Origin of the sequence: Sphingomonas sp. NIBR02145 (assembly GCF_027359115.1) — a bacterium.
Taxonomy (GTDB): Bacteria; Pseudomonadota; Alphaproteobacteria; order Sphingomonadales; family Sphingomonadaceae; genus Sphingomonas; species Sphingomonas kyeonggiensis_A.
Map to the genome: position 1 here is coordinate 131,235 of NZ_CP114791.1, position 24,293 is coordinate 155,527.

25 protein-coding genes and 1 tRNA gene are annotated in these 24,293 nt (G+C 65.8%); 14 read left to right on the forward strand and 12 right to left on the reverse strand.

Annotated features, from left to right (window positions below):
* The first annotated feature begins 8 nt into the window (after positions 1–8).
* The 3 genes from O3305_RS00600 to O3305_RS00610 all read left to right on the forward strand — a co-directional run bounded on the left by O3305_RS00600 (position 9) and on the right by O3305_RS00610 (position 3,801).
* Positions 9–1,769 carry a hypothetical protein gene (locus O3305_RS00600; protein ID WP_269574709.1) on the forward strand — a complete coding sequence of 587 codons (1,761 nt, stop codon included), beginning with the start codon at positions 9–11 and terminating at the stop codon, positions 1,767–1,769.
* 68 nt (positions 1,770–1,837) lie between these two features.
* Positions 1,838–2,695 (forward strand): tyrosine-type recombinase/integrase, encoded by an 858-nt coding sequence (locus tag O3305_RS00605; protein ID WP_269576589.1) that lies wholly within the window; start codon positions 1,838–1,840, stop codon positions 2,693–2,695.
* Between the two features lie 158 nt (positions 2,696–2,853).
* Positions 2,854–3,801 carry an acetyl-CoA carboxylase carboxyltransferase subunit alpha gene (locus O3305_RS00610; RefSeq protein WP_184167924.1) on the forward strand — a complete coding sequence of 316 codons (948 nt, stop codon included), beginning with the start codon at positions 2,854–2,856 and terminating at the stop codon, positions 3,799–3,801.
* 19 nt (positions 3,802–3,820) lie between these two features.
* Here O3305_RS00610 and O3305_RS00615 read toward each other — a convergent pair whose 3' ends face one another.
* The 4 genes from O3305_RS00615 to O3305_RS00630 all read right to left on the reverse strand — a co-directional run bounded on the left by O3305_RS00615 (position 3,821) and on the right by O3305_RS00630 (position 4,792).
* On the reverse strand, positions 3,821–3,973 hold the full coding sequence (locus tag O3305_RS00615) for a hypothetical protein (RefSeq protein ID WP_184167922.1): 153 nt from the start codon (positions 3,971–3,973) through the stop codon (positions 3,821–3,823).
* Positions 3,974–4,040: 67 nt separating this feature from the next.
* On the reverse strand, positions 4,041–4,211 hold the full coding sequence (locus O3305_RS00620; protein ID WP_184167920.1) for a Flp family type IVb pilin: 171 nt from the start codon (positions 4,209–4,211) through the stop codon (positions 4,041–4,043).
* An 80-nt stretch (positions 4,212–4,291) separates the two neighbouring features.
* Positions 4,292–4,459, reverse strand: coding sequence for a Flp family type IVb pilin (locus tag O3305_RS00625; protein WP_184167918.1), 168 nt, complete (start codon positions 4,457–4,459; stop codon positions 4,292–4,294).
* Positions 4,460–4,603: 144 nt separating this feature from the next.
* Complete coding sequence (locus O3305_RS00630) at positions 4,604–4,792, reverse strand: Flp family type IVb pilin (protein WP_269574710.1); 189 nt, start codon at positions 4,790–4,792, stop codon at positions 4,604–4,606.
* 61 nt (positions 4,793–4,853) lie between these two features.
* Here O3305_RS00630 and O3305_RS00635 point away from each other — a divergent pair, with 61 nt between their 5' ends.
* On the forward strand, positions 4,854–5,261 hold the full coding sequence (locus tag O3305_RS00635) for a (deoxy)nucleoside triphosphate pyrophosphohydrolase (RefSeq protein WP_269574711.1): 408 nt from the start codon (positions 4,854–4,856) through the stop codon (positions 5,259–5,261).
* 28 nt (positions 5,262–5,289) lie between these two features.
* On the opposite strand, the gene O3305_RS00640 is transcribed toward O3305_RS00635, so the two are convergent.
* The 4 genes from O3305_RS00640 to O3305_RS00655 form a co-directional block, all read right to left on the reverse strand.
* Positions 5,290–5,544, reverse strand: a complete 255-nt coding sequence (locus tag O3305_RS00640) for a hypothetical protein (RefSeq protein WP_269574712.1) — start codon at positions 5,542–5,544, stop codon at positions 5,290–5,292.
* A gap of 38 nt (positions 5,545–5,582) precedes the next feature.
* On the reverse strand, positions 5,583–5,927 hold the full coding sequence (locus tag O3305_RS00645; RefSeq protein ID WP_269574713.1) for a hypothetical protein: 345 nt from the start codon (positions 5,925–5,927) through the stop codon (positions 5,583–5,585).
* Between the two features lie 50 nt (positions 5,928–5,977).
* Positions 5,978–6,700, reverse strand: a complete 723-nt coding sequence (locus O3305_RS00650) for a hypothetical protein (RefSeq protein WP_184168350.1) — start codon at positions 6,698–6,700, stop codon at positions 5,978–5,980.
* Positions 6,701–7,089: 389 nt separating this feature from the next.
* Complete coding sequence (locus O3305_RS00655; RefSeq protein ID WP_269574714.1) at positions 7,090–7,935, reverse strand: class I SAM-dependent methyltransferase; 846 nt, start codon at positions 7,933–7,935, stop codon at positions 7,090–7,092.
* A 9-nt stretch (positions 7,936–7,944) separates the two neighbouring features.
* Between O3305_RS00655 and O3305_RS00660 the strand changes: the two genes are divergently transcribed.
* The 7 genes from O3305_RS00660 to O3305_RS00690 all read left to right on the forward strand — a co-directional run bounded on the left by O3305_RS00660 (position 7,945) and on the right by O3305_RS00690 (position 12,922).
* Positions 7,945–8,724 carry a ComF family protein gene (locus O3305_RS00660; RefSeq protein WP_493112213.1) on the forward strand — a complete coding sequence of 260 codons (780 nt, stop codon included), beginning with the start codon at positions 7,945–7,947 and terminating at the stop codon, positions 8,722–8,724.
* Positions 8,725–8,758: 34 nt separating this feature from the next.
* On the forward strand, positions 8,759–9,016 hold the full coding sequence (gene grxC / locus O3305_RS00665) for a glutaredoxin 3 (protein WP_269574715.1): 258 nt from the start codon (positions 8,759–8,761) through the stop codon (positions 9,014–9,016).
* A gap of 11 nt (positions 9,017–9,027) precedes the next feature.
* Positions 9,028–9,489, forward strand: coding sequence for a DUF1178 family protein (locus tag O3305_RS00670; RefSeq protein WP_269574716.1), 462 nt, complete (start codon positions 9,028–9,030; stop codon positions 9,487–9,489).
* Between the two features lie 181 nt (positions 9,490–9,670).
* Entirely contained in the window at positions 9,671–10,579 is a 909-nt protein-coding gene (locus O3305_RS00675; protein ID WP_269574717.1) for an ABC transporter ATP-binding protein, read from the forward strand.
* On the forward strand, positions 10,579–12,066 hold the full coding sequence (locus O3305_RS00680) for an ABC transporter permease (RefSeq protein ID WP_269574718.1): 1,488 nt from the start codon (positions 10,579–10,581) through the stop codon (positions 12,064–12,066). The genes O3305_RS00675 and O3305_RS00680 overlap by 1 nt, the downstream gene beginning before the upstream one ends.
* A 43-nt stretch (positions 12,067–12,109) precedes the next feature.
* Positions 12,110–12,186 (forward strand) — tRNA-Arg (locus O3305_RS00685).
* Positions 12,187–12,382: 196 nt separating this feature from the next.
* On the forward strand, positions 12,383–12,922 hold the full coding sequence (locus O3305_RS00690; protein WP_269574719.1) for an NADPH-dependent FMN reductase: 540 nt from the start codon (positions 12,383–12,385) through the stop codon (positions 12,920–12,922).
* A gap of 67 nt (positions 12,923–12,989) precedes the next feature.
* Here the strand turns inward: O3305_RS00690 and O3305_RS00695 are convergent, their stop codons facing one another.
* Positions 12,990–13,265, reverse strand: a complete 276-nt coding sequence (locus O3305_RS00695; protein ID WP_269574720.1) for an HU family DNA-binding protein — start codon at positions 13,263–13,265, stop codon at positions 12,990–12,992.
* Positions 13,266–13,414: 149 nt separating this feature from the next.
* Between O3305_RS00695 and O3305_RS00700 the strand changes: the two genes are divergently transcribed.
* Positions 13,415–15,172 carry an arylsulfatase gene (locus O3305_RS00700; RefSeq protein ID WP_269574721.1) on the forward strand — a complete coding sequence of 586 codons (1,758 nt, stop codon included), beginning with the start codon at positions 13,415–13,417 and terminating at the stop codon, positions 15,170–15,172.
* 80 nt (positions 15,173–15,252) lie between these two features.
* Here O3305_RS00700 and O3305_RS00705 read toward each other — a convergent pair whose 3' ends face one another.
* Complete coding sequence (locus tag O3305_RS00705) at positions 15,253–16,380, reverse strand: hypothetical protein (RefSeq protein WP_269574722.1); 1,128 nt, start codon at positions 16,378–16,380, stop codon at positions 15,253–15,255.
* Between the two features lie 61 nt (positions 16,381–16,441).
* Positions 16,442–18,013 (reverse strand): sulfatase family protein, encoded by a 1,572-nt coding sequence (locus O3305_RS00710; RefSeq protein WP_269574723.1) that lies wholly within the window; start codon positions 18,011–18,013, stop codon positions 16,442–16,444.
* A gap of 398 nt (positions 18,014–18,411) precedes the next feature.
* Between O3305_RS00710 and O3305_RS00715 the strand changes: the two genes are divergently transcribed.
* A complete protein-coding gene (locus O3305_RS00715; protein WP_269574724.1) occupies positions 18,412–21,201 on the forward strand; it encodes a TonB-dependent receptor in 2,790 nt (929 codons plus the stop codon).
* A 101-nt stretch (positions 21,202–21,302) separates the two neighbouring features.
* Positions 21,303–23,165: a family 43 glycosylhydrolase gene (locus tag O3305_RS00720; protein WP_269574725.1), complete on the forward strand. Its 1,863-nt coding sequence runs from the start codon at positions 21,303–21,305 to the stop codon at positions 23,163–23,165.
* Between the two features lie 98 nt (positions 23,166–23,263).
* Here O3305_RS00720 and O3305_RS00725 read toward each other — a convergent pair whose 3' ends face one another.
* A complete protein-coding gene (locus O3305_RS00725; protein ID WP_269574726.1) occupies positions 23,264–24,184 on the reverse strand; it encodes a Gfo/Idh/MocA family protein in 921 nt (306 codons plus the stop codon).
* Positions 24,185–24,293 lie beyond the last annotated feature (109 nt).

Genomic DNA, 24,293 nt, shown 5'->3' on the forward strand with positions numbered 1-24,293 from the left:
GGGCGCTGTTGCTGGCTGGCGCGGCGGTGCCCGCGCTGGGGCAGCAGGACAAGCCCGAATCGCTGCTGCCGCCGGGATTCGACGATCCGGCACCGGCTCCCGCGCCGCGCCCGGCGCCTGCGCCGACCGCGAGTGCTCCTGCTTCGACCGCGCCCTCCGCTGCGCCGATTTCCAGCGTGCCGACGCTGGGTAACGACAGCGCCGCGCTGTCGAACACCACCGATGTCGCGGAGGTGCCGACCGGCCCGGTCGATCTCTCGCGCTACGAATTGCCCGATTACGCCAAGCACTCGCTGAACCGTACCGGCGCGCTCGCCGCCGGCAACACGCCGTTTCCGGCCAAGGCGTTCGGCGCCACCGATGGCCGCACGCTTGCCGTGCTGATGCAGCGGTTGAGCGCCCCGGTCGCCTCGCGCTGGGCATCGATCGCGTTGCGCCGCGCGCTGATGTCGCCACTCAACACGCCCAGGCACATCAACGGCGCCGATTTCGCCGCCGAGCGCGCCTGGCTGCTGCTGCGCATGGGCGAGGCCAATGCCGCCCGCGCGGTGATCAACGACGTCGACACCGACAATTACACCACCCGCATGCTGCAGGTGGCGATGCAGGTCTCGCTCGCCACTGCCGATCCGGGCGGGCTGTGCGGCATCGCCGATCGCGGCAACCAATATATCCACCAGCGCGGCTGGGCGCTCGCCAAGGCGATGTGCGCCGGGCTTGCCGGCAAGCCGAACGAGGCGGGGCAGCTGCTCGATCAGGCGCGCGGCGGCACGCCGGCCAGCGACATCGACAACCTCCTCGCGGAAAAGGTTCTGGGCACCGGCGCGCAGGGCCGCCGCGCGGTCACGCTCGAATGGGGCGGGATCACCCGGCTCAACGCCTGGCGCTGGGGCCTTGCCACCGCGACCGGCGAGGAAGTGCCGCTTTCGCTCTACAACACCGCCGGCCCGCAGGTGCGTTACTGGCAGGCGCTCGCACCGCAGCTGAGCCCGCGCGCCCGCGCCGCCGCGGCCGAGCTGGCCGCTACCGCCGGCGTCTTCTCCAATGCCGGGCTGGTCGATCTGTACAGCGAGATCGCCGAGGGCGACGATGCGAACAGCACCGAGGGAGCAGTCGCGCGCGACCTGCGCACCGCCTATACCGACGGCAATGTCGCAGAGCGGGTCAAGGCGATCCGCACGCTCTGGGCCGAGGCGAGCACGCCGCGCACCCAATATGCGCGGCTGATCCTCACCGCGCGCGCGGCGTCGTGGATCCCGGCGGATGCCAAGGTGGAGGAGCCCGAGAAGCTGATCGCCTCGATGCTTTCGGCCGGCTACGAGACCAAGGCGATGGAATGGCGCACGGTTGTGCCGCGCGGCAGCATCGCCTGGGGCCTCCTCGCGCTCGGCGATCCCGGCGCGCAAGGGCCGGTTGCCTATGGCGATTTCGATGCGTTCAAGGATGCTGCGGGCCAGCGCCGCGCCCAGCTCGCCTTTGCCGGGCTTGCCGGGCTCGGCCGGTTCGAGACCAGCGACGCCCAGCGCGGCGCCCAGGCGCTCAACGTGGCGATCGGCGCGCAGAACGACTGGACCCGCGCGATCGACGCGGCCGGCCGGCGCGGCGATTCGGGCATGGTCGCGCTGCTCGCGGCGGTCGGCATGCAGTCGCGCGTCTGGGACAATGTGACGCCCGAGGCGCTGTTCCATATCGTCGCGGCGATGCGCGCGGCGGGGATGACCAGCTATGCGCGGATGATCGCCGTGGAGGCGGTCACGCGGACGGCTTGAGCACCCCCGGCGCTTCGCCGGAATCGTCAGGCGCCGAAGACCGCGCGCTGATCGAGCGCTTCCTCGAGATGATGCGGGCGGAGGCGGGTGCCGCCGCCAATACCATCGCCGCCTACCAGACCGACCTGCGCCTTGCCTCCGAGTTCCTCGGCGGCGGGCTGGGCGGCGCGGGGCGGCCGGAGCTGGAGAAGCTCGGTGGCGAGTGGCAGGCGCTGTCCCGCGCCACCGTTGCCCGCAAATCGGCGGCGCTGCGCCGTTTCTACGCCTTCCTCGCCGATGAGGGGCTGCGGGGCGACGATCCCTCCGCCGCCTTGCCCCGCCCCGGCACTGCCCGCGCGCTGCCCAAGGTGCTGAGCGTCGAGGATGTGGACAGGATGTTCGCGGCGATCGCCGATCGCATCGCCCGCGTGCCGCCTGATCCCAACGACCTGCGGCTCCAGGCGTTGATCGAGCTGCTCTACGGCTCCGGCCTGCGCGCCACCGAGTTGGTCTCGCTTCCTCGCAACGCCGTGTCGCCCGACCGGCCCTATTTGATCCTCAAGGGCAAGGGCGGCCGCGAGCGGCTGGTGCCGATCTCGGATCGCGCCCGCGCCGCGGTGGCGGCGTGGCGCGAACACGTGACCTCGGACCGGCCGTTCCTCTTCCCTTCGGGCAAGGGGCACCTGTCTCGGGTGCGGCTCTACCAGCTCGTGCGCGCGCTGGCGGGGGAGGCGGGAATCCCGCCCGACCGGGTGAGCCCGCACGTGCTGCGGCATGCCTTTGCGACGCATCTACTGGAGGGCGGCGCGGATCTGCGCGCCTTGCAGGCGATGCTCGGCCATGCCGATATCGCGACGACCGAGATCTATACCCATGTCGACAGCCGTCGACTGGTCGAGCTGGTCAACCAGCGGCATCCGCTGGGGGAAGCGCTGAACAAAAGCTAGTTCCCCGGCGAAAGCCCGGGCCCAGAGTCGCAAGCGAGTCGGCAGAGAAATCCGGGGCCCCGGCTTTCGCCGGGGAGCCGCTTTCATGAAGGGCCTGCGCACCTCCGGGACACAGGTGCGCGTTGACGTAGCTTCACGCCAAGGTTAGCCCCCGCTCGATGACCACTTTCCTCGACTTCGAGAAGCCGATCGCCGAGCTTCAGACCCGCATCGACGAGCTGCGCCAGACCGCCCAGGGCGGCGCCGTCGATATCGACGCGGAGATCGGCCCGCTTCAGGCCAAGGCCGAAAAGCTCCTCAAGGACACCTATGCCAAGCTCACGCCCTGGCAGAAGACCCAGGTCGCGCGCCATCCGGAGCGGCCGCACTTCAAACATTATGTCGCCGGGCTGATCGAAGAGTTCATGCCGCTGGGCGGCGACCGCGCCTTTGCCGACGACAATGCGATCCAGGGCGGCCTGGGCCGGTTCCGCGGACGCCGGGTGATGGTGATCGGCCATGAGAAGGGCGACGACACCGCCAGCCGGCTCAAGCATAATTTCGGCATGGGCAAACCGGAGGGCTATCGCAAGGCGATCCGCCTGATGGCGCTGGCCAACAAGTTCAACCTGCCGGTGATCACCCTGGTCGACACCTCGGGCGCGTTCCCGGGCGTGCAAGCCGAGGAGCGCGGCCAGGCCGAGGCGATCGCGCGCTCGACCGAGGCGTGCCTCAACCTGGGCGTGCCGCTGGTCGCCTCGATCCTGGGCGAGGGTGGCTCGGGCGGCGCGATCGCGCTCGCCGCGGGCAATACCGTGCTGATGATGGAGCACGCGGTCTATTCGGTGATCTCGCCCGAGGGCTGCGCCTCGATCCTGTGGCGCACCGCCGACAAGGCGGCCGACGCGGCGGAGGCGATGAAGGTCACCGCACAGCATCTCAAGGAACTGAAGGTGATCGACCGGATCGTCAGCGAGCCGCTGGGCGGCGCGCACCGGGATCAGGGTGCCGCGATCCACGCACTGGGCGATGCGATCGAGGAATCGCTGGCCAAGCTCGACGGCATGTCGCCCGAGAGCCTGCGCCAGGCCCGCCGCGCCAAGTTCTTGGCGATGGGGCGGATCTGAGAAAGGCGAAGCGCGTCGGTTAGCGAACCGGCGCGCTGTGCTCCGAGGCGGCCATGCTCGCGCCGAGCATGCCCAGGCCCTGAACGACCGCAAGAATGGCGCAGATCGCGAGGAACGCGACCAGCGCCAGCTCCATCGGCCGTACGGCCTTGTGGGGGATAATCTGCTTCATCCTCTCCTTATAGGAGAGTCGGCATGTACACCGGGTGAAGCGCGCGGTTCGTCCGGGTTCAGGAAAACTACGAGGCCTTCATGTTCGAGGAGACGTTGGTGAACGTCTTCTTGAGCGAATTGCCGAGTCCCTGCATCGCGGCGATGGCGGCGACCGCGATCAGCGCGGCGATAAGGCCATATTCGATCGCGGTGGCGGCGCGCGTCTCGCGCAGGAAAGTCATCAAACTGTTAATCATAAACCCCTCTAAAGCAATGAAAAGGGCGGCGGAACTGTAAGTCCCGCCGCCCGATTTCGTTCCGTTTGTCGGATCGAGGCTTACGAAGCCTTCATGTTCGACGAAACGTTGGTGAAGGTCGACTTCAGCGAGTTGCCCAGGCCCTGCATGGCGGCAATCGCGGCGACGGCGATCAGAGCGGCGATCAGGCCGTACTCAATGGCGGTCGCGCCCTTGGAATTCTTCAGGAAGTTGCGGATCTTCATCATAACCGGTCTCCAGAGTTCAAAATAGCTTCATTCACCCGGCCTCCCCGGAAGGCTCCGGTTCGGCACGATCAAGCTACAATCCGGAAGTAAAGAAACGCCTAAGGTCGAGCGTTACGAAGGCGTAACCAGTTTGCCGTGGGCGGTTCAGGACTGGGTGGCCGTCTGGACCTTGTTGGTGACGTTGCCCCACATGTTCTTGGTCTGGTTGGCCACGCTCGTCAGGCTGGCCATCATCGCGAGGACGATGAGCGCGAGGATGAAGCCATATTCCACGGCGGTTGCCGCGCGGCGGTCATCAATCACCAGGCGGATCGCGCGTACAAGGGCTCGCATCGGGGGCACTTCTTCTCCAAAGGTGGGGCAAATCTAGCCAAAGAGGCTTAACGAAAAGCTGATGGATGCTTCTGATATGTTGCTCGTCGTGGCGGCGGCACTGATCGACGATTGCGGCCGCGTGCTGCTCCAGCAGCGGCCGCCGGGCAAGCCGATGGCGGGGCTGTGGGAGTTCCCCGGCGGCAAGATCGAGCCCGGCGAAAGCCCCGAATCGGCGCTCGCCCGCGAGCTGCACGAGGAACTGGGACTAACCCTTAGCGTGAAAGACCTGAGGCCGATTGCCTTCGCCAGCGAGCCCCTGGCCGGGCGGCACCTGCTGTTGCTGCTCTACGTCGCGCGGACCTGGCAGGGCGAACCAGTGGCCCATCATGCCACCGAGCTGCGCTGGGTGACCCCGGCTGAGATGCGCGGGATGCCGATGCCGCCGGCGGATGTGCCGCTGGTGGAGGCGTTGGTGGGGGTGGGGTGATCAGCTGCGACATGGTTCGGGCCGAATTCTATGTCTCTTCGTCCTCGATGCCGATCGTGTCGGGCAGGGTTGCCACGAAATCGCGAAGCTCGCCCTTATATTCCGGCGCGATATGACGGAAGGCATCGCTCAATATTTTACGGGATTCGGTGTCGAGATTTTGTAGATCGTATCCAAGTCGCTCCAAGATTTGGATGACATCGTCCTCGTCTATGGACTCTCCGGAAAATTCCAACGCGATGTTGAGATTGGCCAAGGCTCGCGCGATCTGATGTATCATCATGACTTGGGCATCCTCATCTTGCGGTTGGGGTCGTCTGTTCAATCTCCGGTCACGTTTCCTTCTTCGTCCGGTAGCCGCTCTTTGGTCCGCTCGGCCCGGGTTGCCTGGATTATGTCCTCGATTTCGAACAGCAGGGCACGTCCCTGATCCGTTTTTCCGTTGGTGTCTTCGGGATCGTCGGCGAACAACGCCTTTGCTTGCGCTGCAAGTTCGACGAGTGATGCGTAACGCGTTTCGCCGAGCTTGGCTTTTACGAGCTCAAAGCCTCCAGCCAATTGATGGAAGCGGCTTTCTACGTTTCGATCCGGGAAGGAACCCGACTGATCGATGAAGGTGGGGGCATCTAGCACCATCGATCCGAGAAGGTCATAGATCTCGCTCAACGAAGCAGGAATATAGGGGCGAGGAGGGATGTAGGGTGGGGTTGGATCGTTCATTTTACGTTCTCCGGTCGGCGTATGGCGTAGGTATATATACCCCCGAGCTGGGTTGGTCGGATGATGACGACCATCTCCGGACGAAAATCCGTGTTGAAGAATCCTCTTATTTGCGCGGTTAAGATGGTTTTGTTGGTCAATGTCACGTCAAAAGCTACACTTCCAACTCTCGCGTCAGGAATACGATAGGTGCGCTCGGAGGTGTTATTCTCCCGTCTGTTAACCCGGACAAGCCCATTGCCGGATGAAGCGATGCCTAGTGCGCCATAGCGCTCTCGCAACTCACTTCGAACAGCTCGATCGATGTAATTGCCGAGCGCTTCGTTGGGCGACAGGCGAGGTTCCAGGCGGCCAGCGCGTTGCAGCTTTAGGCCGTTTTCGTATGCTCGATTCGTCGCATCTTGAAGGAAGCGCAATGTCTCAACCTGTAGAGGACGCAGGTCGCCCTTTACGCGCATATGGGCTTCAGCGCGTCGGAATCTCAAATCATTCAATTGCCTCATCTGCCCCTCGAAAGTGGACGGTGGTCCCAGGGAGGCGTATTGATACGTGGGATCGATGGATTTTATCTGCTGTAGATAGGTTTTTACCCAGCGATCCGCCATTTCAGTGGTCATTTGGCGTGCCGCAGATCTGAATCCCAGGATGTTGTCGGCAACGGCTACCGGTGTTCCTAGGGGTGAATTTCGCAGTCCGGGGAATGTCTGCTCAAGCGTCATGGGATCGTGGAATGCGCGGATATTGCTTCCGCGTCCGCCGCCGCCTCGGGAGCCGCCGCCCGGTTGGTTGGCGTTTACGGTCCAGCTTGGCTGTGTTCCATCCAGCGCCGTTGACCGCGGCCCACCCGGCCCGAACGTGAACCGCCCATTCCGTGGATCATGCCACGGATTGAACTTTACCTCGACGTCGCGCGCTGCCTCAGGCTGAGACCATCGTCCCGTCCGCATCCATGTCGAGAACGCTGTCGGCTGCCTCTTTCCTGAAATGCCCATGCCACCGCCTTTCCCAATTGCGGTGAGAACATTTCAAGAACATATTCCAACAATACAAGCGTAACTCCCTCCGAACCGGACCAATCCGGCCGAAGCGGTTCTGCTGAAACGCAGCCTCAATTCCTCCCCTTCAACGCCTCCGCCAGCGACGCCACCGCGCTGCCGCGCCGGGCCGGCTTGGGCTGGGATTCGTCCGGGGCCCAGCCGGTCAGGTAGACGATCTCGAAGCGCTCGGCGGTCTTGCCGTCCGGGTCGGCGCGCTCGGCAAAGGCCTGGGCGGCGCGGGCGAGGGTGCCGCGGGTGAGGGGCGGGGTGCCCGGCAGCAGGTTGGTCGCCGCCATGGCGCGCAGGTCGCCGAGCAGCGAGAAGATGCTCGAATAGCGCACGGTCAGCGTCTCGACGTCGGCCACCGGCAGCGCGAAGCCGGCGCGGGTGAGCAGGTCGCCGGCGGCGCGCACGTCGATCTGGGGGTGGAAGCGCGCGACCGGGCGCTCGCCCTCGGCATGGAGGAACACCGATCGCAGCGTCGCCAGCGTGCCCGCGCCGAGGAAGGCGCCGAGGAACAGCCCGTCGGGGCGCAGCGCGCGGCGCGCGATCGAGAGCGCGCCCGGCACGTCGTTGATCTGGTCGAGCACGCCGATGCTCACCACCAGGTCGAAGCTGTTCTCGGGGAAGGGGGTGCGGTCCTCATCGGCCTGGACGCCGCCGGCCTGGACGGCGAAGGCGGCGCCGGCGTCGATCCGGGTGATGTGGGCACCGGGCAGCTCGAAGCCGCCGGCAAAGCTGCCCATGTCGAGCACGTCGTGGAATTCGCGGGTCACCCCGGCCAGGCGCTCGCCGATGCCCTCCAGCATATGCTCGCGGATAAAGCCTTCGTAGCGGCGGGCGGCGCGGTCACGGCGCTTGCGGCGCAGGGCGCGGTCGAAGATCTCGGCGGAATCAGTCGGTCCATTCTGGGGCATGGCGCGCTTGTGCGCCGGTGCGTCGCCGGGGACAAGACGGGTGTGGCCGGCCCCGCGATCCTCCTGCGCCCCCTCGCCCGGATAGCCGATCTCGCGCTGCCGCCGCGCTGCCCGGGCTGTGGCGCGATCACCCCGGCGGATCACCGCTTCTGCGCCGCCTGCTGGGGGAGCCTGCGCTTCCTCGGGCCGCCCTGGTGCGCGGCCTGTCACCTGCCGTTCGAGCATGATCGGGGGGAGGGCGCGCTGTGCGGCCCGTGCCTCGCCGATCCGCCGCCGCATGACGGGGTGCGCGCCGCGGTCGCCTATGGCGAGGTGGCGCGGGCCATCGCGCTCAAGCTCAAATATTCGGGGCGGCTCGCCTGCGCCGCGACCATGGCGCGGGCGATGGCCCGGCTGATGCCCGAGGAGGCGGCGCTGCTGGTGCCGGTGCCACTGCACCGCTGGCGCCTCTGGTCGCGCGGCTACAACCAGGCCGGGCTGATCGCCGCGTCGCTCTCGCGCGCGCACGGCGTGCCGCTTGCGCCCGACCTGCTGCGTCGGGTGAAGGCGACGCCGGTGCTGCGCGGGCTAGGGGCGAGGGCGCGGGCCAGGGCGGTCGCGGGTGCCTTTTCATTGGCACCGGGCGCGCGGGAAAGGCTGGTGGGCAGGACGGTGGTGCTGATCGACGACGTGCACACCAGCGGCGCCACCGCTGACGCCTGTGCACGAGTGCTCAAGCGCGGCGGCGCGGCGCGCGTGATCCTTTTGTGCTGGGCCCGCGTTCTGGAGGCAGGAGAAGGCCCGGATTGACAAGCGCCGGGCGCGATCACAGGTGTGACGTGAAATGGCTAAGATCGAAATCTTCACCAAGGCGTTCTGCCCTTATTGCACCCGGGCCAAGGCCCTGCTCGACAGCAAGCAGGCCGAATATGAGGAGATCGACATCTCGATGGGCGGCCCGCGCCGCAACGAGATGATCGAACGCTCGAACGGCCGGATGACCGTCCCCCAGGTGTTCATCGACGGCAAGCATATCGGCGGGTCCGACGATCTCGCGGCGCTCGATGCGCGCGGCGGGCTCGATCCGCTGCTCGCCGCCTGAGCCTTCGGGCGATGATCGTCTTCGACCTCAAATGCGAAGTCGGCCATGTCTTCGAGGCGTGGTTCGGATCGAGCGGCGCCTGGGAGGAGCAGCGCGCCGCCGGGCTGGTCGCCTGCCCGATGTGCGGCAGCGCGGAGGTTGGGAAGGCCGTCATGGCGCCCAATGTCGGCGCCAAGGGCAACCAGGTCGCGGTGCCGTCGCTGCCTGTGCCTGCGGGCGAAGCGGGGATTCCGGCCGAGGCAGTGAAGGCAGCGATGGCGGTGCTCGCCGATATGCAGGCCAAGGTGCTGGAGGGCTCGAAATGGGTCGGCTCGGCCTTCGCCGACAAGGCGCGCGCCATGCATCTGGGCGAGACGCCGCACGCGCCGATCCACGGCCAGACCAGCCTTGCCGAGGCGCAGGCGCTGATCGAGGAAGGCGTGCCGGTCGCGCCGCTGCCACTGCCGGTGGTGCCGCCCGAGGCGTGCAACTGATCCGCTGCATCGTCATCCCCGCGCAGGCGGGGATCCAGGGTGGCAGAGCGACGTCCTTCATGACTCTGGATTCCCGCCTGCGCGGGGATGACGGGGGAGGGACTTCGGTCTGTTTCCGCCTTCACCGTTGTAGCCCAGTGGTACACTGGCTAAGCTCCCCCGGAATCGGGGGAATGTTGCAATGGATGCTTTGCGCCTGGACGGCGTGATCAAGCGCTTCGGCGACTTCACGGCAGTCGACAATCTGAGTTTTGCAGTGGCGCCCGGGGAGGTGTTCGGCTTTCTCGGCGGCAATGGCGCGGGCAAGACGACCTCGCTGCGCATGGTGCTGGACATCCTGCGCCCCGACGCGGGGAACATCTCGGTGCTCGGCCGCGCGCCGGGCCGCGCGAACAGCGCGATGCTGGGCTTCCTGCCCGAGGAGCGCGGCCTTTATCGCTCGATGACCGCGCTCGACACGATCGTCTATTTCGGCCGGCTGAAGGGAATGACGCCCTCGGATGCGCGGGGCGAGGGCAAGGCGCTGCTCGAGCGCTTCGGCCTGCAGGATTTCGCCAAGACCACGGTCGACAAGCTCTCCAAGGGCATGGCGCAGAAGGTCCAGCTGGCGACCGCGGTGGTCAACCGCCCGCAATTGCTGATCCTCGACGAGCCCTTCTCGGGCCTCGATCCGGTCAACCAGGGCCTGCTAGAGGACGAGATCGTCCGCGCGGCGAAGGGCGGGGCGGCGGTGGTCTTCTCCACTCATGTCATGCAGCATGCCGAGCGGCTCTGCGATCGGCTGCTGCTGCTCGCGCGCGGCAGGAAGCTTTTCGAGGGCACGCAGGACGAGGCGCGTGCCACGCTTCCTGTCGAGCTGCGTCTTTCCGCGAAGCTGTCGCCCGAGGGGCTGCCGGGCGTGATCGATGCGCAGGTGCTGGGCGAGGCGGGCGCATGGCGCGACTGGTCGGTACGGCTCGCGCCGGGCGGTGATCCGGGTGACCTGCTCGAGCATTGCACCGTGCACGGCTTCGCGCTGCGCCGCTTCGAGCAGCGCCGGGCGAGCCTGCACGAGGTCTTCCTTCACATCGTCGGCGGGGAGGCACGCTAATGCTCCAGCACATCCTCCTCGTCGCCGGTCGCGAATATCGCCAGATTGCGATGACCAAGAGCTTCTGGATCACGCTGTTGATCCTGCCGCTCGCCTTTGCGCTGGGGCCGCTCGCATCGCGCTTCATCGACAAGTCCGACACCGAGACGGTGATGCTGGTCGACCAGGCCGGCGGCGCGCCCTCGGCGGCGATCCGCCAGCGGCTGATGCTCGACGAGCAGCGGGCGTCTCTCGATGCGCTTGCCCGCTATGTCCGCCGGCATGAGCTGCAAAAGGCGAACCCCAACGCGCTCTGGGCGCAGCAGGGTCGCTGGTACAGTGACGCCGATGTCGCCCGCTTCCTCGCCGAGGGCGGCGTGGATGGCGCGCGCAAGCAGATCGCCATGGTGTCGAAGGAAGACGCCGCGGGCTTCAAGGCACCCGAGGCCAATTACCGGATCGTCGAGACCCCGGCCAATATCGCCACTGCCGCGCCGGGCCAGATCGACAAGGCGCTCCAGCCGCTCCTCCATCCGGACGACAAATCCAGCGCCAAGCCGATCGATTATGTCGTGCTGATCCCGCGCGAATTCGGTGCATCGCCGGCCGTGCGGCTCTGGGCCAACGGCCGTCCGCGCGCTTCCTTCGTGGGGACGTTGCAGACGGTGCTGACCCAGGACCTGCGCACCCGCTATCTCCAGGCCAATGGCGTCGCGCCGGCCGCCGCCGCGACCGTGGGTGCGATCGCTCCGGCGATTCAGGTGACCACCCCGCCCGAGGGCAGCGGCCGCGAGCGCGTTCTGGTGCGTTCGATCCTGCCGCTCGCCTGCGCCTATATCCTGATGATGTCGCTGATGCTGTCGGGCAGCTGGATGCTGCAGGGCACGGTGGAGGAGCGCGGCAACAAGCTTCTCGAGACCGTGCTCGCCTGCGTTTCGCCCAACGAGCTGATGTACGGCAAGCTGGTCGGGACTGTGGCGATCGGTCTGTCGATGATCCTCACCTGGGCGGCCTGCGGCATCTTCGCCGCCTATGCCACGCATGGCGCGATCGCGGACATCATCCGTCCGGCGCTGGAACCGGTCTCCACGGTCGGCAGCGTCGCGGCGATCCTCTATTTCTTCGTTGCCGGCTATCTCATGGTGTCGATGCTGTTCCTGGTGATCGGCGCGATGAGTGATTCGATGCGCGATGCCCAAGGCTATCTGACGCCAGTGATCCTGCTGATCATGATGCCCTTCACCCTGCTGGTGCAGGCGGTGGTGAACGGTGCGGGTGGGATCGGCGTTCAGGTGCTCACCTGGGTGCCGCTCTATACTCCGTTCACTGTGATGGCGCGGCTGGGCAGCGGCATCCCTTTCTGGGAGATGATCGGGTCGGGCGTCACCCTGGCGCTGTTCATCGCGCTGGAGATCTGGTTGCTCGGCCGCGTGTTCCGCGCCAGCCTACTCAGCGGCGGGCGACGCAGTGTCGGGGAGATCATCGGCCTGATGCGGCGGGAGGCCTAGCCGGTTGACCCTCGGGCGCGGCCCCGATACCAACCGCGCCCGTGCCTCCGTAGCTCAGCAGGATAGAGCGACGGTTTCCTAAACCGCAGGTCGTGAGTTCGAATCTCGCCGGGGGCACCACCGAAACCCGCGGACTTCCGCGGGTTTCGCGATTCTGCGGACCGAATCCCGATCGTTGGCGTTCACGCATCGATTGTCGGCGGGGCGTCTGCCCAGCAACCTGCCGGCCCTTGGTGGAAAGGACCGCAGCATGGCGAGCAGGCACAGAATTGGGATCATCGTCGGAAGCTTGCGCAAGGACAGCATCAACCGGAAGGTGGCCCGGTCGATCGCGGCATTCTCCGCCGACGCGCTTGAATGCGAGTTCATCGAGATTGGCGACCTGCCGCTCTACAATGAGGACGACGAGGCGAACCCGTCAGCGGCGGTGACTGCGTTCCGCGAGCGCGCGGGGCGCGTGGACGGGATTCTGTTCGTGACACCCGAATATAATCGGGGCGTGCCGGGGCTGCTCAAGAACGCCATCGATGTGGGCTCGCGGCCCTATGGCAAGAGCGTCTGGGACAAGAAGCCGGCGGCGGTGATCACCGTGTCGCCCGGAGCGATCGGCGGGTTCGGCGCGAACCATCATCTGCGCCAATATTGCGTGTTCCTCAACATGCCGATGATGCAACAGCCCGAGGCCTATCTCGGCCAGGTGAAGCCGGACAGCTTCGATGCAGACGGCCGGCTGAAGGACGGGCCGCTCAAGGATCTCGTGACGAGCCTGTCGGACGCGTTTGCCGATTGGGTCGACCTGATCCTGCGTGGCCGGCAGCTGATCGCGGAGGACGCCGCGCATGGCGGCAACGACTGAGGCCGGGGCCGCTCGACCGTGAGTGCGGGGCCGCCGGCAGGGGGGGCTGCCGGCGGCCCTGTCGATTTTAGCCGTTGAGCTTGTCCTTCACCGCCTTGGCGGCCGAGAAGCCCAGCTTCTTCGACGCGGCGATCTGGATGGTCGCGCCGGTCGCGGGGTTGCGGCCCTCGCGTGCGGGGCTGTCCTTGACCTTGAACTTGCCCAGGCCGTTCAGCGAGATCTCTTCGCCCTTGGCGGCCGCTTCGATGATCGCGCTGACGGTCGCGTCGACGGCCTGCTTTGCCTCGGCCTTGGTAAGGCCGGTTGCGGTCGCAACCGCGTCGATCAGGTCGGAGTGGTTCATTTCAACATTCCTCGTCTCTTGGAAAGAAGGGCGGCGCGCTTAGCAGAGGGTGCCGCGTGGTCAATGTCCCGGCTGTGGGCGCGTTGACCGGGTTAAATTATATTATATAAGTGATTTAATAAGATTAGGTGTCTTGGGGAGAGTGGCCGGTGGCTGACGAAGCGAAAGGGATGAACCGCCGCCAGGCGTTGAAGGGCGGCTTGTCGCTCGGCGCGATGGCGGCCGCGGCGTTTGGCGCGGGCAAGGGGCTCGCCTGGTCGAAGCGCCGCGATACCCGGCCCAACATGATCGTCATCATGGGCGACGATATCGGCTATTCGGACCTTGGCGCCTATGGCGGTGACACCGACACCCCGCACCTCGACGCGCTGGCCGGCAGAGCGGTGCGGTTCGACAATTTCTACAACATGTCGCGCTGCTGCCCGTCGCGGGCGAGCCTGCTCACCGGGCGCTATCCGCACCGCGTGAACATGACGGGTAACGGCACGAGCCTGTCGCTGGACACGCCGACGGTGGCGGAGCAACTGCGCGCCGGGGGCTATGCGACGACCATGATCGGCAAATGGCATCTGACCGCCGCCGAGCCGCTCACCCCGCCCGCCGAGCATCTCAAATGGCTCAACCACCAGGGCCATTTCGACCGCGATTTCGGGGACAGGCGCACCTATCCGGTATCGCGGGGATTCGACTATCACTGGGGCATCATCTGGGGCGTCTGCGATTATTACGACCCGTTTTCGCTGGTCGAGAACTACACGCCGGTTCGCGAGGTGCCCAAGGACTTCTACCTGACCGATGCGATCAGCGATCACGCGGTCGAGCAGGTGACCAAGCTCGGCAAGGGCGACAAGCCCTTCATGATGTACCTGGCCTATACCGCCGCGCACTGGCCGCTGATGGCGCCCGAGCATGTCATCCAGAAATACCTGCCGCGCTTCGAGGATGGCTGGGATGCGATGCGCAGGCGCCGCTATGCGCGCCAGGTGAAGCTGGGTCTGGTCGATCCCAGGATCGATCCCTTGCCGCCGCTAGACAACGACTATGCCGAGAACGCAAAGACCGCGTGGGAGGCGCTCACGCCCGAGCATCGCGCCGAGCAGGTCCGCAAGATGGCGACCCATGCCGCGATGATCGACGTCATGGACCAGGGCATCGGCCGGGTGGTCCAGGCGCTCAAGGACAGCGGCGCCTATGAGAATACCGTCATCATGTTCCTGGTGGACAATGGTGCCTCGCCCGAGATCATGGTGCGTCCGGGCTATGACCGCCCCAGCGAAACGCGCGACGGCCGCAAGGTCGGCTATGGCGAATATCCCGGCGGCATCGGCACCGAGCTCAACCAGACCGGAATCGGCGCGCATTGGGCGAGCGCCGCCAACACGCCGTTCCACTGGTGGAAAGCCGAAAGCTATCAGGGCGGCATCCATACGCCCTTCTTCATCAGCTGGCCTGCCGGGATGAAGCGGCGCGAGAGCAGGGTGGTTGCGCAGGGCACCCATATCATCGACGTCACGCCGACCCTGCTCGAACTGGCGGGCATCGCACCGTCGCAAAAGGGCGCGCCGATGGACGGCAAGTCCTTCGCCGGCGCGCTGACCGGGAAGGCGCTGCCGAAGCCGAGACCTTTCTTCTTCGAGCATTACGGCGCGCGCGCGGTGATCGACGGACAGTGGAAGATCGTCTCGCCGGCGCCGCATGGCGCAGATCAAAGCTATCGCCAATGGGCGCTGTACGATCTCGCCAGCGACCGTACCGAGACCAAGGATTTGGCCGCCCGGCATCCCGAGATCGTCGGTCGCCTTGCGAAAGCGTGGCGCGACTGGGCGATGTCGGTGGGTCTGAAGCTGCGTGCAGAGGGTAGTGCCGGTGGCGGTGCCCCAGATAAGGCGGACAATTTTTTGGACTAGTCCGGGCAGTTATCGCCCGCCGCGCATGGCGAAGATCCAGGGCGCCCGGACATCCGTCCCGGCGCCCTTCGTGTCGGCGGCTACTTCTTCTGGAGCGCCTTGTAGTCGTCGATCCAGGCATAGTTGAACGCCGAGCTGCCATCCGCATTGGGCTTCACGGTGCGGCCGGCGAACACGCTGTTGAGCAGCCAGGGTGTCGAATCCGGCCCGAAATTGTTCACCATCGAGCTGCCTTGCTTGAAGCCATAGGTGGCGACCGCGAGACGGCCGGTGTCGCGGAAGAGCTTCATCTGGTTCCGGAGATAATGCTTCCGGCTTTCGAACCAGGGGCTCTGCGACAGGAACTCGTCCCATTGCGGCTTGGAGAAGGGCGTCTCCAGCGCGGCCTTGATGACCTGCCAGGTCTGGGCATTGGCGGGGGCGCCATATTTCGCGGCGAAAGCTGCGGGGACGGGGTCCTTGAGGTGCTGCTTCCACCACCAGACCAGCGAGAATTCCAGCACCAGGAACTTCTGGTCGGAGCGCATCCGCGGCAGGATATAGTCGAGGAACGCCTTGGACTCCTCGATCATCGTGATGTGCGGATGGATGTCGAGCCCTTCGAGCTCGGGCGTCTGCTTGATGAACTCGAGCCAGCGATCGGTGGTCTTGTTGCGCCACACCGGGTTCTGGGTCTGGTTGAGCGCGCCCATGTAGAGATGGGTCTTGCAGGCGCTGCCGCCGCAATGTTCCGTCCGATACTGGATCGCGGCCTTGGCCAGCGCCTCGTAATAGGCGTTGAAATTGGGGTTCCAGTCCTGCTGGCGGCTCTCGATGAAGGGCTCGTTGCCGATCACCAGGATGTCGACCTTGCCCATCACCAGCGGCAGCACCGCCTCCAGTCGGTCAAGGTCCTTCTTGAAGGTCTCGCTGTCGGCCTTGGGGAAGGCGACGCGGTTATAGGGGAATTTGAGCGTCAGCACGGTCTTGTAGCCGTGACTGGAGACGTCGAGGATCGTCTTGACCGCGCCGTGATCGGCGGCGGGCCCGCGATCGAGCTGGAACATCGGCAGGAAGATGCGGACCCACTGCGTGTCGCTCTTCTGGAGGTCGCGATAATCGACGTCCTCGAAATGCTCATTGTAGTTCGCGCCGAGCGCGCCTTGGGCCAGTGCCGCGCCGGGCAGGCCGAGCAGCGCTGCGGCGCCGATTGCCAGAAGCTTACGCATGATTTCCCTCTTCCCTGTCTTCGCCCTCGCATGGGGCAGTTGGCTGGTAATTGTCGTCCGCTCAGGGGCGGCTGCGGCCGTCGCGTTCGATCTTGTCGAGCCAGGCGGCCATGCGCGCGGTGCGCTGCGGCTCCTTCCCGGCGAGATTGACCTTTTCGGCGGGGTCGTTGGCGACGTTGTAGAGCTGGTGGACGGGCAGGGTGCCGATCGGGTTGCCGTGGAACTCGTGCGGTTCCACGCTGGCGCGGATCAGCTTCCAGTCGCCGGCGCGGATCGCGAAGATGCGCGCGCCGCTGCCCGCCACCTTGGTACCGGTGGTGACCATCAGCTTGGTGTCCTCGACCACATGATCGCGCCCGCGATCGGTCTGGCCGAGCAGGGGAGCTAGCATGTCGAAGCTGTCCACCGCGGCATCCCGGGGGAAGGCGCCGCCGACGAGCCTGGCCAGCGAGGCGAGCAGGTCGACATGATCGACGATTGCGGCCGAGACCTTGCCGGCGCGGACATGTCCCGGCCACCAGCAGATCATCGGTACGCGGGTGCCGCCTTCGTAGATGCTGTACTTGCCGCTGGTGAACGGGCCGGCCGGCCGGTGCTTGCCTGCCAGTTCGACGGCCTTGTCCTGATAGCCGTCGAACAGGATCGGGCCATTGTCGCTGCTGAACACCACCAGCGTGTTGTCGGCGATGCCGAGCGTCTCGAGCTGGCGCATCAGCTCGCCCACGGTCCAGTCGAGCTGGAGGATCGAGTCCCCGCGCGGGCCCATGCCCGACTTGCCGACGAAGCGCGGATGCGGCGCGCGCGGCACATGCGGTTCGTTGACGGCGTAATAGAGGAAGAAGGGCTTGTCCTTCCGCGCGCGCATGAACTCCACGGCCTTGCCGAGCAGCACGTCGCTCAGCTCCTCGTCCTTCCAGCGCGCCTTCTTGCCGCCGGTCATGTAGCCGATGCGGCTGATGCCGTTGACGATGGTGTTCGAATGCTCGGGATCGGCGCCGAACTTGAGCATCTCGGGATGGTCGAAGCCGGTGGGCTCGTCGCCGATCTTGTCGTGATAATTCACTTCGATCGGGTCGGCGGGGTCGAGGTTCACCACGTGCCGGTTCTCGATCAGCACGGTCGGCACCCGATCAAGCGTTGCCGGCATGTAGAAGCCATAGTCGAAGCCGATGTCGAGCGGGCTGGGGGCGATGGCGCCGTTCCAGTCGACCTTGCCGTCGCCCAGGCCGAGGTGCCACTTGCCGACCAGCCCGGTGGTGTAGCCGGCGTTCCGCAACATCGTCGGCAAGGTGAACTTGCCCGGCCGGATCAGCGCCGGCGCGTCGCCCGGCAGGATCTGCACGCCCGAGGCGCGCCACGCATAGTCACCGGTCAGCAGCGCGTAGCGCGACGGCGTGCAGGTGGCGGAGGGCGAATGGCCGTTGAGAAAGCGCGTGCCCCCCGCAGCCAGCCTATCGATGTTCGGTGTGTGGATCGTCTTCGATCCGTAGCAGCTCAGGTCGTCATAGCCGAGGTCGTCGGCATAGAGGATGATGATGTTCGGCCGGCTCGGGCCTGCGAGGGCGGCCCCCGGCATGGCCAGTGCCGCTGCACCGGCCAGCAACATGCCGCGACGCGTCATTGCTGCCTTCATCTTCTATCCTCCCAATATTCGTTCTGTCGCCTATCTATGGATAGGATTTATCAGATCACAAGCAAATTGTCGCATCGGAAGGAAAGCTTGCTTGGGCGAGCGGAGCGGGGCCGGCAGATTGGTCTCTCCACGCTGGCATAAGCGAAGCGCGAACTCGTGCTCGCGGGCACCGAGCCAAGGGCGCGCGTCAATCGCGCGGGCCGGTGTTTGCGTGTCTTTCGGCGTACGAACCCGATAGCCTTGGGGAGTCGTCTTAGCCAGGGCGACGCGGCCAGCCAATGCAACCAGCTGATATCACGCGGAAGTTTCGGTCCGAAATGGGTCGGCTTGTCATATAGATTCTGGTATGATAATTCAGATAGATAAGTTTGAAAAAGAATGATAATGGGGAGGCATAAGTGATTAATCTAAATCGTTATTTCCTGTTCGCAACCAGCTCCGCCGTGGCCCTGGCGGCGATGCCGGTCACCGCGATGGCGCAGGACAGCACGCCGGACACCGCCGAGATCGGCGTGCAAGAGCAGGAAGATCCGGCCACGAACCAGATCGTCGTCAGCGGTATCCGCCGCAGCCTCGAGTCCGCCCAGTCCGTGAAGCAGGACTCCGACCAGATCATCGATTCGGTCGTCGCCGAGGATATCGGCAAGCTGCCTGACGTCACGGCCTCGGAATCGCTGGCGCGCATCCCCGGCGTCACCGTGACCCGCGATGCCGGCGTGGCGCAGGGCGTGCGCATCCGCGGCCTGCCGGATCTCGCCACCACCTATAACGGTCGCGAAGTGTTCACCGCGGAAGGCCGCTTCGTCCAGCTGCAGGACTTCCCGTCGAACAGCATTGCCCGCATCGACGTCTACAAGTCGGCCAGCGCCGATCTGCTCGAGGCGGGGTTGGCCGGCCTGGTCGACGTGAAGTCGCGCAAGCCGTTCGATTTCAAGGGTACCCGCGTCACCGGTTATCTCGGTGGCGTGCACTGGTATCAGTCGCAGCGCCTGGGCATCGAGGCCAATGGGCTGGCCAGCACGCGCTGGAAGACCGGCATTGGCGAGATGGGCTTCCTGATCGAGGGGTCCTACGCCGACACCAAATACATCGATTCCTCGCGCGCGGTCGCGCAGGACATCCGCAACCGCACGAACATCACCGGCTATCCGCAGCTGCGCTACCCGAACTTCGTCAACACCGACTATGCCTCGGCGACGCGCTGGCGCCCGAATGTCGATGCGGCGTTCCAGTGGCGGCCGAGCAGCACGCTCGAAATCTATCTCGACGGCCTGTACCAGGGCTATCGCGGACGCGGCGACGGCCACAACCTCCAGGTCGTGTCGGGGGATCTCGCCACGCTGACCAACATCACGTTGATCCCGGGCACCAACCAGGCCGCGAGCTTCGACGCAGCGGTGGGCACCGGTGCGGCGCCGACCGGCGCGCAGCAGATCAACGACCAGTCGACCGACACCTATCAGGCCGGCGGCGGCTTCATCTGGAAAAATGGCCGGCTCAAGCTGACCGGTGACGTTGCTTATACCGAGTCGACGTTCATCAACCGCAACGTCGCGTTCAACTACACGCTGACCTCGTCGCCGGCGCGCCACTTCGAGTTCGACACGTCCGAGGGCGTGGGCGGCGGCACCGTCAACCTGATCAACTACGACCTCTACAATCTCGGCAATTATCGCTGGACCGGCCTGACTCAGAGCGGCAACCGCGGCCATGGCCAGAGCTGGCAGGGGCGCCTGGACCTCGACTACAAGCTCGACAACTTCATCCTGACCAACCTGCAGGCGGGCCTGCGCTTCTCGAACCGCGACGCGGATTCGTACAGCTATGCCCAGTCGACCTATGCGGCGCCCGCGGGCCAGACCTATTCGGTGCTGGCGTCGATGCTGAACATCCAGCCGGCGGCGGGCGGCTTCCGCAACGACAGCGCGGCGTCGATCCGTACCTGGCTCTCGCCGACGCGGGAGAGCCTGATTGCCAATCTCGATACGCTGCGTTCGATGACTACGCTCACCGTCAACGGCGTGACCACCACGCTGGCCAAGGGGGATCCGACCTGGGGTTCGCCGGTCTACACGAGCAACGAGAAGCTCTACACCGGCTATGTCCAGGCGCGGTATGCGTTCGAGATTGCGGGCGTGCCGTTCGACGGCCTGATCGGCGTGCGCGCCACCCAGGCGGATGTCGCGATCAACGGCCTGCGCCGCTCGACCACCGGTACCGGTGCCACGGCGGTGACCACGGTTACGCCGATCTCGACTTCGTCGAGCAACAGCGACTTCCTTCCGAACGTCAGCATGCGGATCAAGCTCGACCCGAAGCTGCAGATGCGCATCGCGTACACCGAGACGCGGACGCGCCCCGGCTTCGGCCAGCTCAACCCGACGATCACGATCGGTGCGCTGCCGACCGGCAACACCTGCGCCGATCCGAACGGGGCCGACTGCATCCGCTCGGCCAGCTCGGGCAATCCCGACCTGAAGCCGACCACCTCGAAGAACTATGACGCGTCGGTCGAATATTACTTCAGCCGCAGTGGCGCGCTTACGGTCGGCGGATTCTACAAGGACGTGAACGGGTTCATCAACACGTTCACCACCGACGTGGCGGATGCCGAGTTCGGTCGTCTGCGCATGAGCCAGCCGCAGAATGGCGGGGCGGGCCGGATCAAGGGCATCGAGGCGGGCGTCCGCAGCTTCCTGCGCGCGCCGTGGCTGCCGGACTGGATGAGCAACTTCGGCGGGATGGTGAACTACACCTATCTCGACGCGAAGTCGGTGCTGGCGCCAAGCCTTGCGGCGACGCTGCCTGGCCTGCAGCGCATCGCCGGTACCTCGAAGCACACCATCAACACCTCGGCCTGGTACGAGAACAAGGTCCTCTCGCTCCGCCTGTCGTACAATTGGCGCAGCGACTTCATCGACAGCTATGGCCAGGTTGCCGATCCGGCGCTGGGCAACCCGGCACCGCTGGGCCCGACGCTGCCGATCACGGTCGATGCCCGCGGCACGATGGACTTTGCCGCGACGCTCCAGCCGACCGACAACATCACCTTGAGCTTCAACGTCAACAACCTGGCCGGCGGCGCCTACCGCAACTACCGCACGTTCAATGCGGCGGGCCAGGCCTATGCATGGCAGACGCGCTTCCTGGAGAGCGTCTATCGTGCGGGCATCCGCTTCCGGTTCTGATCGCCGGGGCGCCGTAAGCCTGACCTAATGGGCGGCGTCGCGACGGAAGGATTTTCCCGAGCGCCGCCGCCCTTTGTTTTGACGGACACGAGGATGACATCGTGAAGCATTTCCTGGCCGCTGCGCTCGCCGCGACTTCGCTGATCCCGGTACAGGTGCTTGCCCAGCAGGCGGTACCGGCCAACCGTCCACCGGCGGACGACATCTTCATCGACCACCCCTCGCAGGACCGGAACGCCACGGTGATGCCGGCGGCGGACGCGATGCCGGTGAAGTCCTTCTTCGCCGCGCATGCGATCACCGATGCCTCGGTGGCCCAGGCCGCGGACGGGCGCTGGTTCGTCACCGGCACGGTGATCCGCGACGGTCGCCGCGATGGTATCCAGCTCTGGTCCTCGGCCGATGATGGCAAGAACTGGACCGCGCTCGGGGTCGTCCACGGTGCCGGGCATCGCTATGTCGCGCCGGACATCCAGATCCGCGGTGACCTGGTCCAGCTTGCCTTCGCCGACGACAATGGCTGCGCGCATATCGCCCGCGGTTCTCTCGCCAATCTCAAGGGTGGGTTCACCGAGAGCCCGTGCCTGGTGAGTGACGTGGCCGACGTGTCGTCCTTCATCGACACCGACGGCACCAGCTACCTGCTGTGGAACGGCGGCATGATCGCCAAGGTGGCCGCCGACGTCTCGAAGCTCGCCGACGCGCCGCGCTTCCTCAAGCCCGATCCCGCGCTGTTCAAGGTCGATCCGCCGGCGGGCAAGGACTGGCCGGTGCGGTTGCGGGTCGGCAAGGCCGGCGCCTCGATGTTCAAGGACGGTGACCAATATGTGATCACCGCCAGCGAAGTGACGGGCCGGATGCGCACCGCCACCGACGATCTCTACATGGCGACCGGTCCGTCGCCCTATGGCCCGTTCAGCAAGCGCATGCTCGCCGTACCGCATGCGGGGCAGGGCAATGTCGTGCGCACCAGGGACGGCAGGCTCGTCGCCAGCTACAATCCGCGCTGCGAGGATGATTTCGCGATGTTCTGCGAGCAGGTCGGCCTTGTTCCCCTGGAGCGCGCCGAGGATGGCCGCATCCGTCAGGCTGCTTCGGTGCTGACCGAGAATAGTGCCGTGGCGGATCGGCGGCCGTTGGTGACAACCGAGATGATGCGGGACCCTTCCGTGATGATGGGTGGGGATGGGGCCTATTATCTGGTCGGGACGCAGAAGGGCTTCGGCTTCCAGTATCCCGAAGGTGGGGTTACCCTGTATCGCTCCACCGACCTGAAGAGTTGGTCTCCTTCCAAGATGATCTTCGACTGGAAGGGGCTGGGCTACACGTTCAAGGATGTCGCCGAGCTCTGGGCGCCGGAGATCCACTGGTCGGCCCGGGACAAGACCTATTACCTCGCCTTCTCGGTGATGGAGCGCGGGGTAGGGGGCAAGTCCTGGCTGTTCAAATCGACCAGCGGCAAGGCCATCGGTCCTTACGTCAACACCCGCTCGAGCTACTTCGTCGAGGGTATCGATGCCTTTCCGTTCGAGGACGAGAGTGGCTTCTACCTGCTTTGGGGTGGTGGCAAAATCGGCAAGCTCGGCGCGACACGGGAGGGATTCGAAGGGCCGGTGAGGCGGCTGGTCGATACCGACGGCGAAAATGTCGGTTACGAGGGCAACGGGCTCATAAAAGTCGGCGATACCTATTTCCTGACCGGCGCCGAATGGAACGGACCGCTGCGCACCGACGGCACCTATGACATGATGTACGGCACCTCCAAGTCGCTGTTCGGCCCGTACACCAAGCGCCGCCTCGCCGTACCGCATGGCGGCCACGGCACCGCCTTCCGCGATGCCGGGGGCCATTTCTGGTACACCATGTTCGGCAACGACACGACCGCGCCCTGGCGCCGCCATTTCGGACTGGTGCCGATCCTGATCGGCGAGGACAGCATCCGCGTGCCCCCGATCGAGCGCTGATCTTTTCTGAGGTGGGGATTCCTACATTGCAAGCGGAGGCGCGGTGCGGGGAAAGCGCCGCATGAGATCCCGGCTTTCGCCGGGATGACGATAAGGGCCTAGAACGCGAACGCCTCGGTCTCGCGACGCTCGGCCAGCAGGAAGGCGTCCGCCACGAGGCGCATCGGGCGCAAGTCGACATCGCTGCCGCCGGTCGCGAGCAGCTCGGCAAAACGGGCATAGAGGCGCGGATATTCCTGGTCCGGCTCGGTGCACTCGGCCTCGCCCGGCAGCTGGAGCACGCTGCCGCCCAGCGACAGGCGGAGCGTGCCGGCATCGGTATCGACTTCGATATCCCAGGTCTGCGGACCGGTCTGGAGGAAGTCGAACGAGGCATAGCCCTTCGCACCGCCGCAGCGCAGCTGCAGCTCGGCGGCGAGCGGCCCGGCGCGGCCGGCGGGCACGTCCATCGTCGCAGCCTCGACGAACAGCGGGGCGGGGAGGATCGCCGTGGCGATCGACAGGGCGTTGATGCCCGGATCGAACACGCCGAAGCCGCCGGCGGCAAGGATCCATTCCTGGCCCGGGTGCCAGCGGCGGATATCCTCGCGCCAGTGGATACGCACGGCCTTGATCTCGCGGCGCGACAGCCAGTTGCGGGCGGGGCCGACGCCGGCGGCTTCACGCGAATGCCAGCTGGTGAACAGCGTCACGTTCCGCGAGCGGGCGAAATCGGCCAGCGCCTCGATCTCCGAAAGCGTTGCTGCCGGCGGCTTCTCGAGCATCACATGCTTGCCGGCCTCGATCGCGATCCGCGCCAGCTCGTAGCGCCCCTCGGGCGGGGTGCAGAAGGAGACCGCATCGAGTTCGGTCCCCGCGATCATCGCCGCGGTATCGGGATAATTCGGCACGCCATCGACCTGGCCATGACGGCTGGCGATTGCCGCCAGTGTAAAGCGGTCGTTCCTGGCGACGGCCGGAAGATGCTGATCCCGCGCGATTTTCCCAATGCCAACCAGGCCGAGCCTAAAGCGATCCACCCCTAACTCCCTTTTATACGATATATATGCTTCCTATCCGCCGTGATCCGCTCTATCAAGTGCGCCGTTGCGTGCGAACGCGCCAGTGAACGGCTGCGGTTTTCAGGAA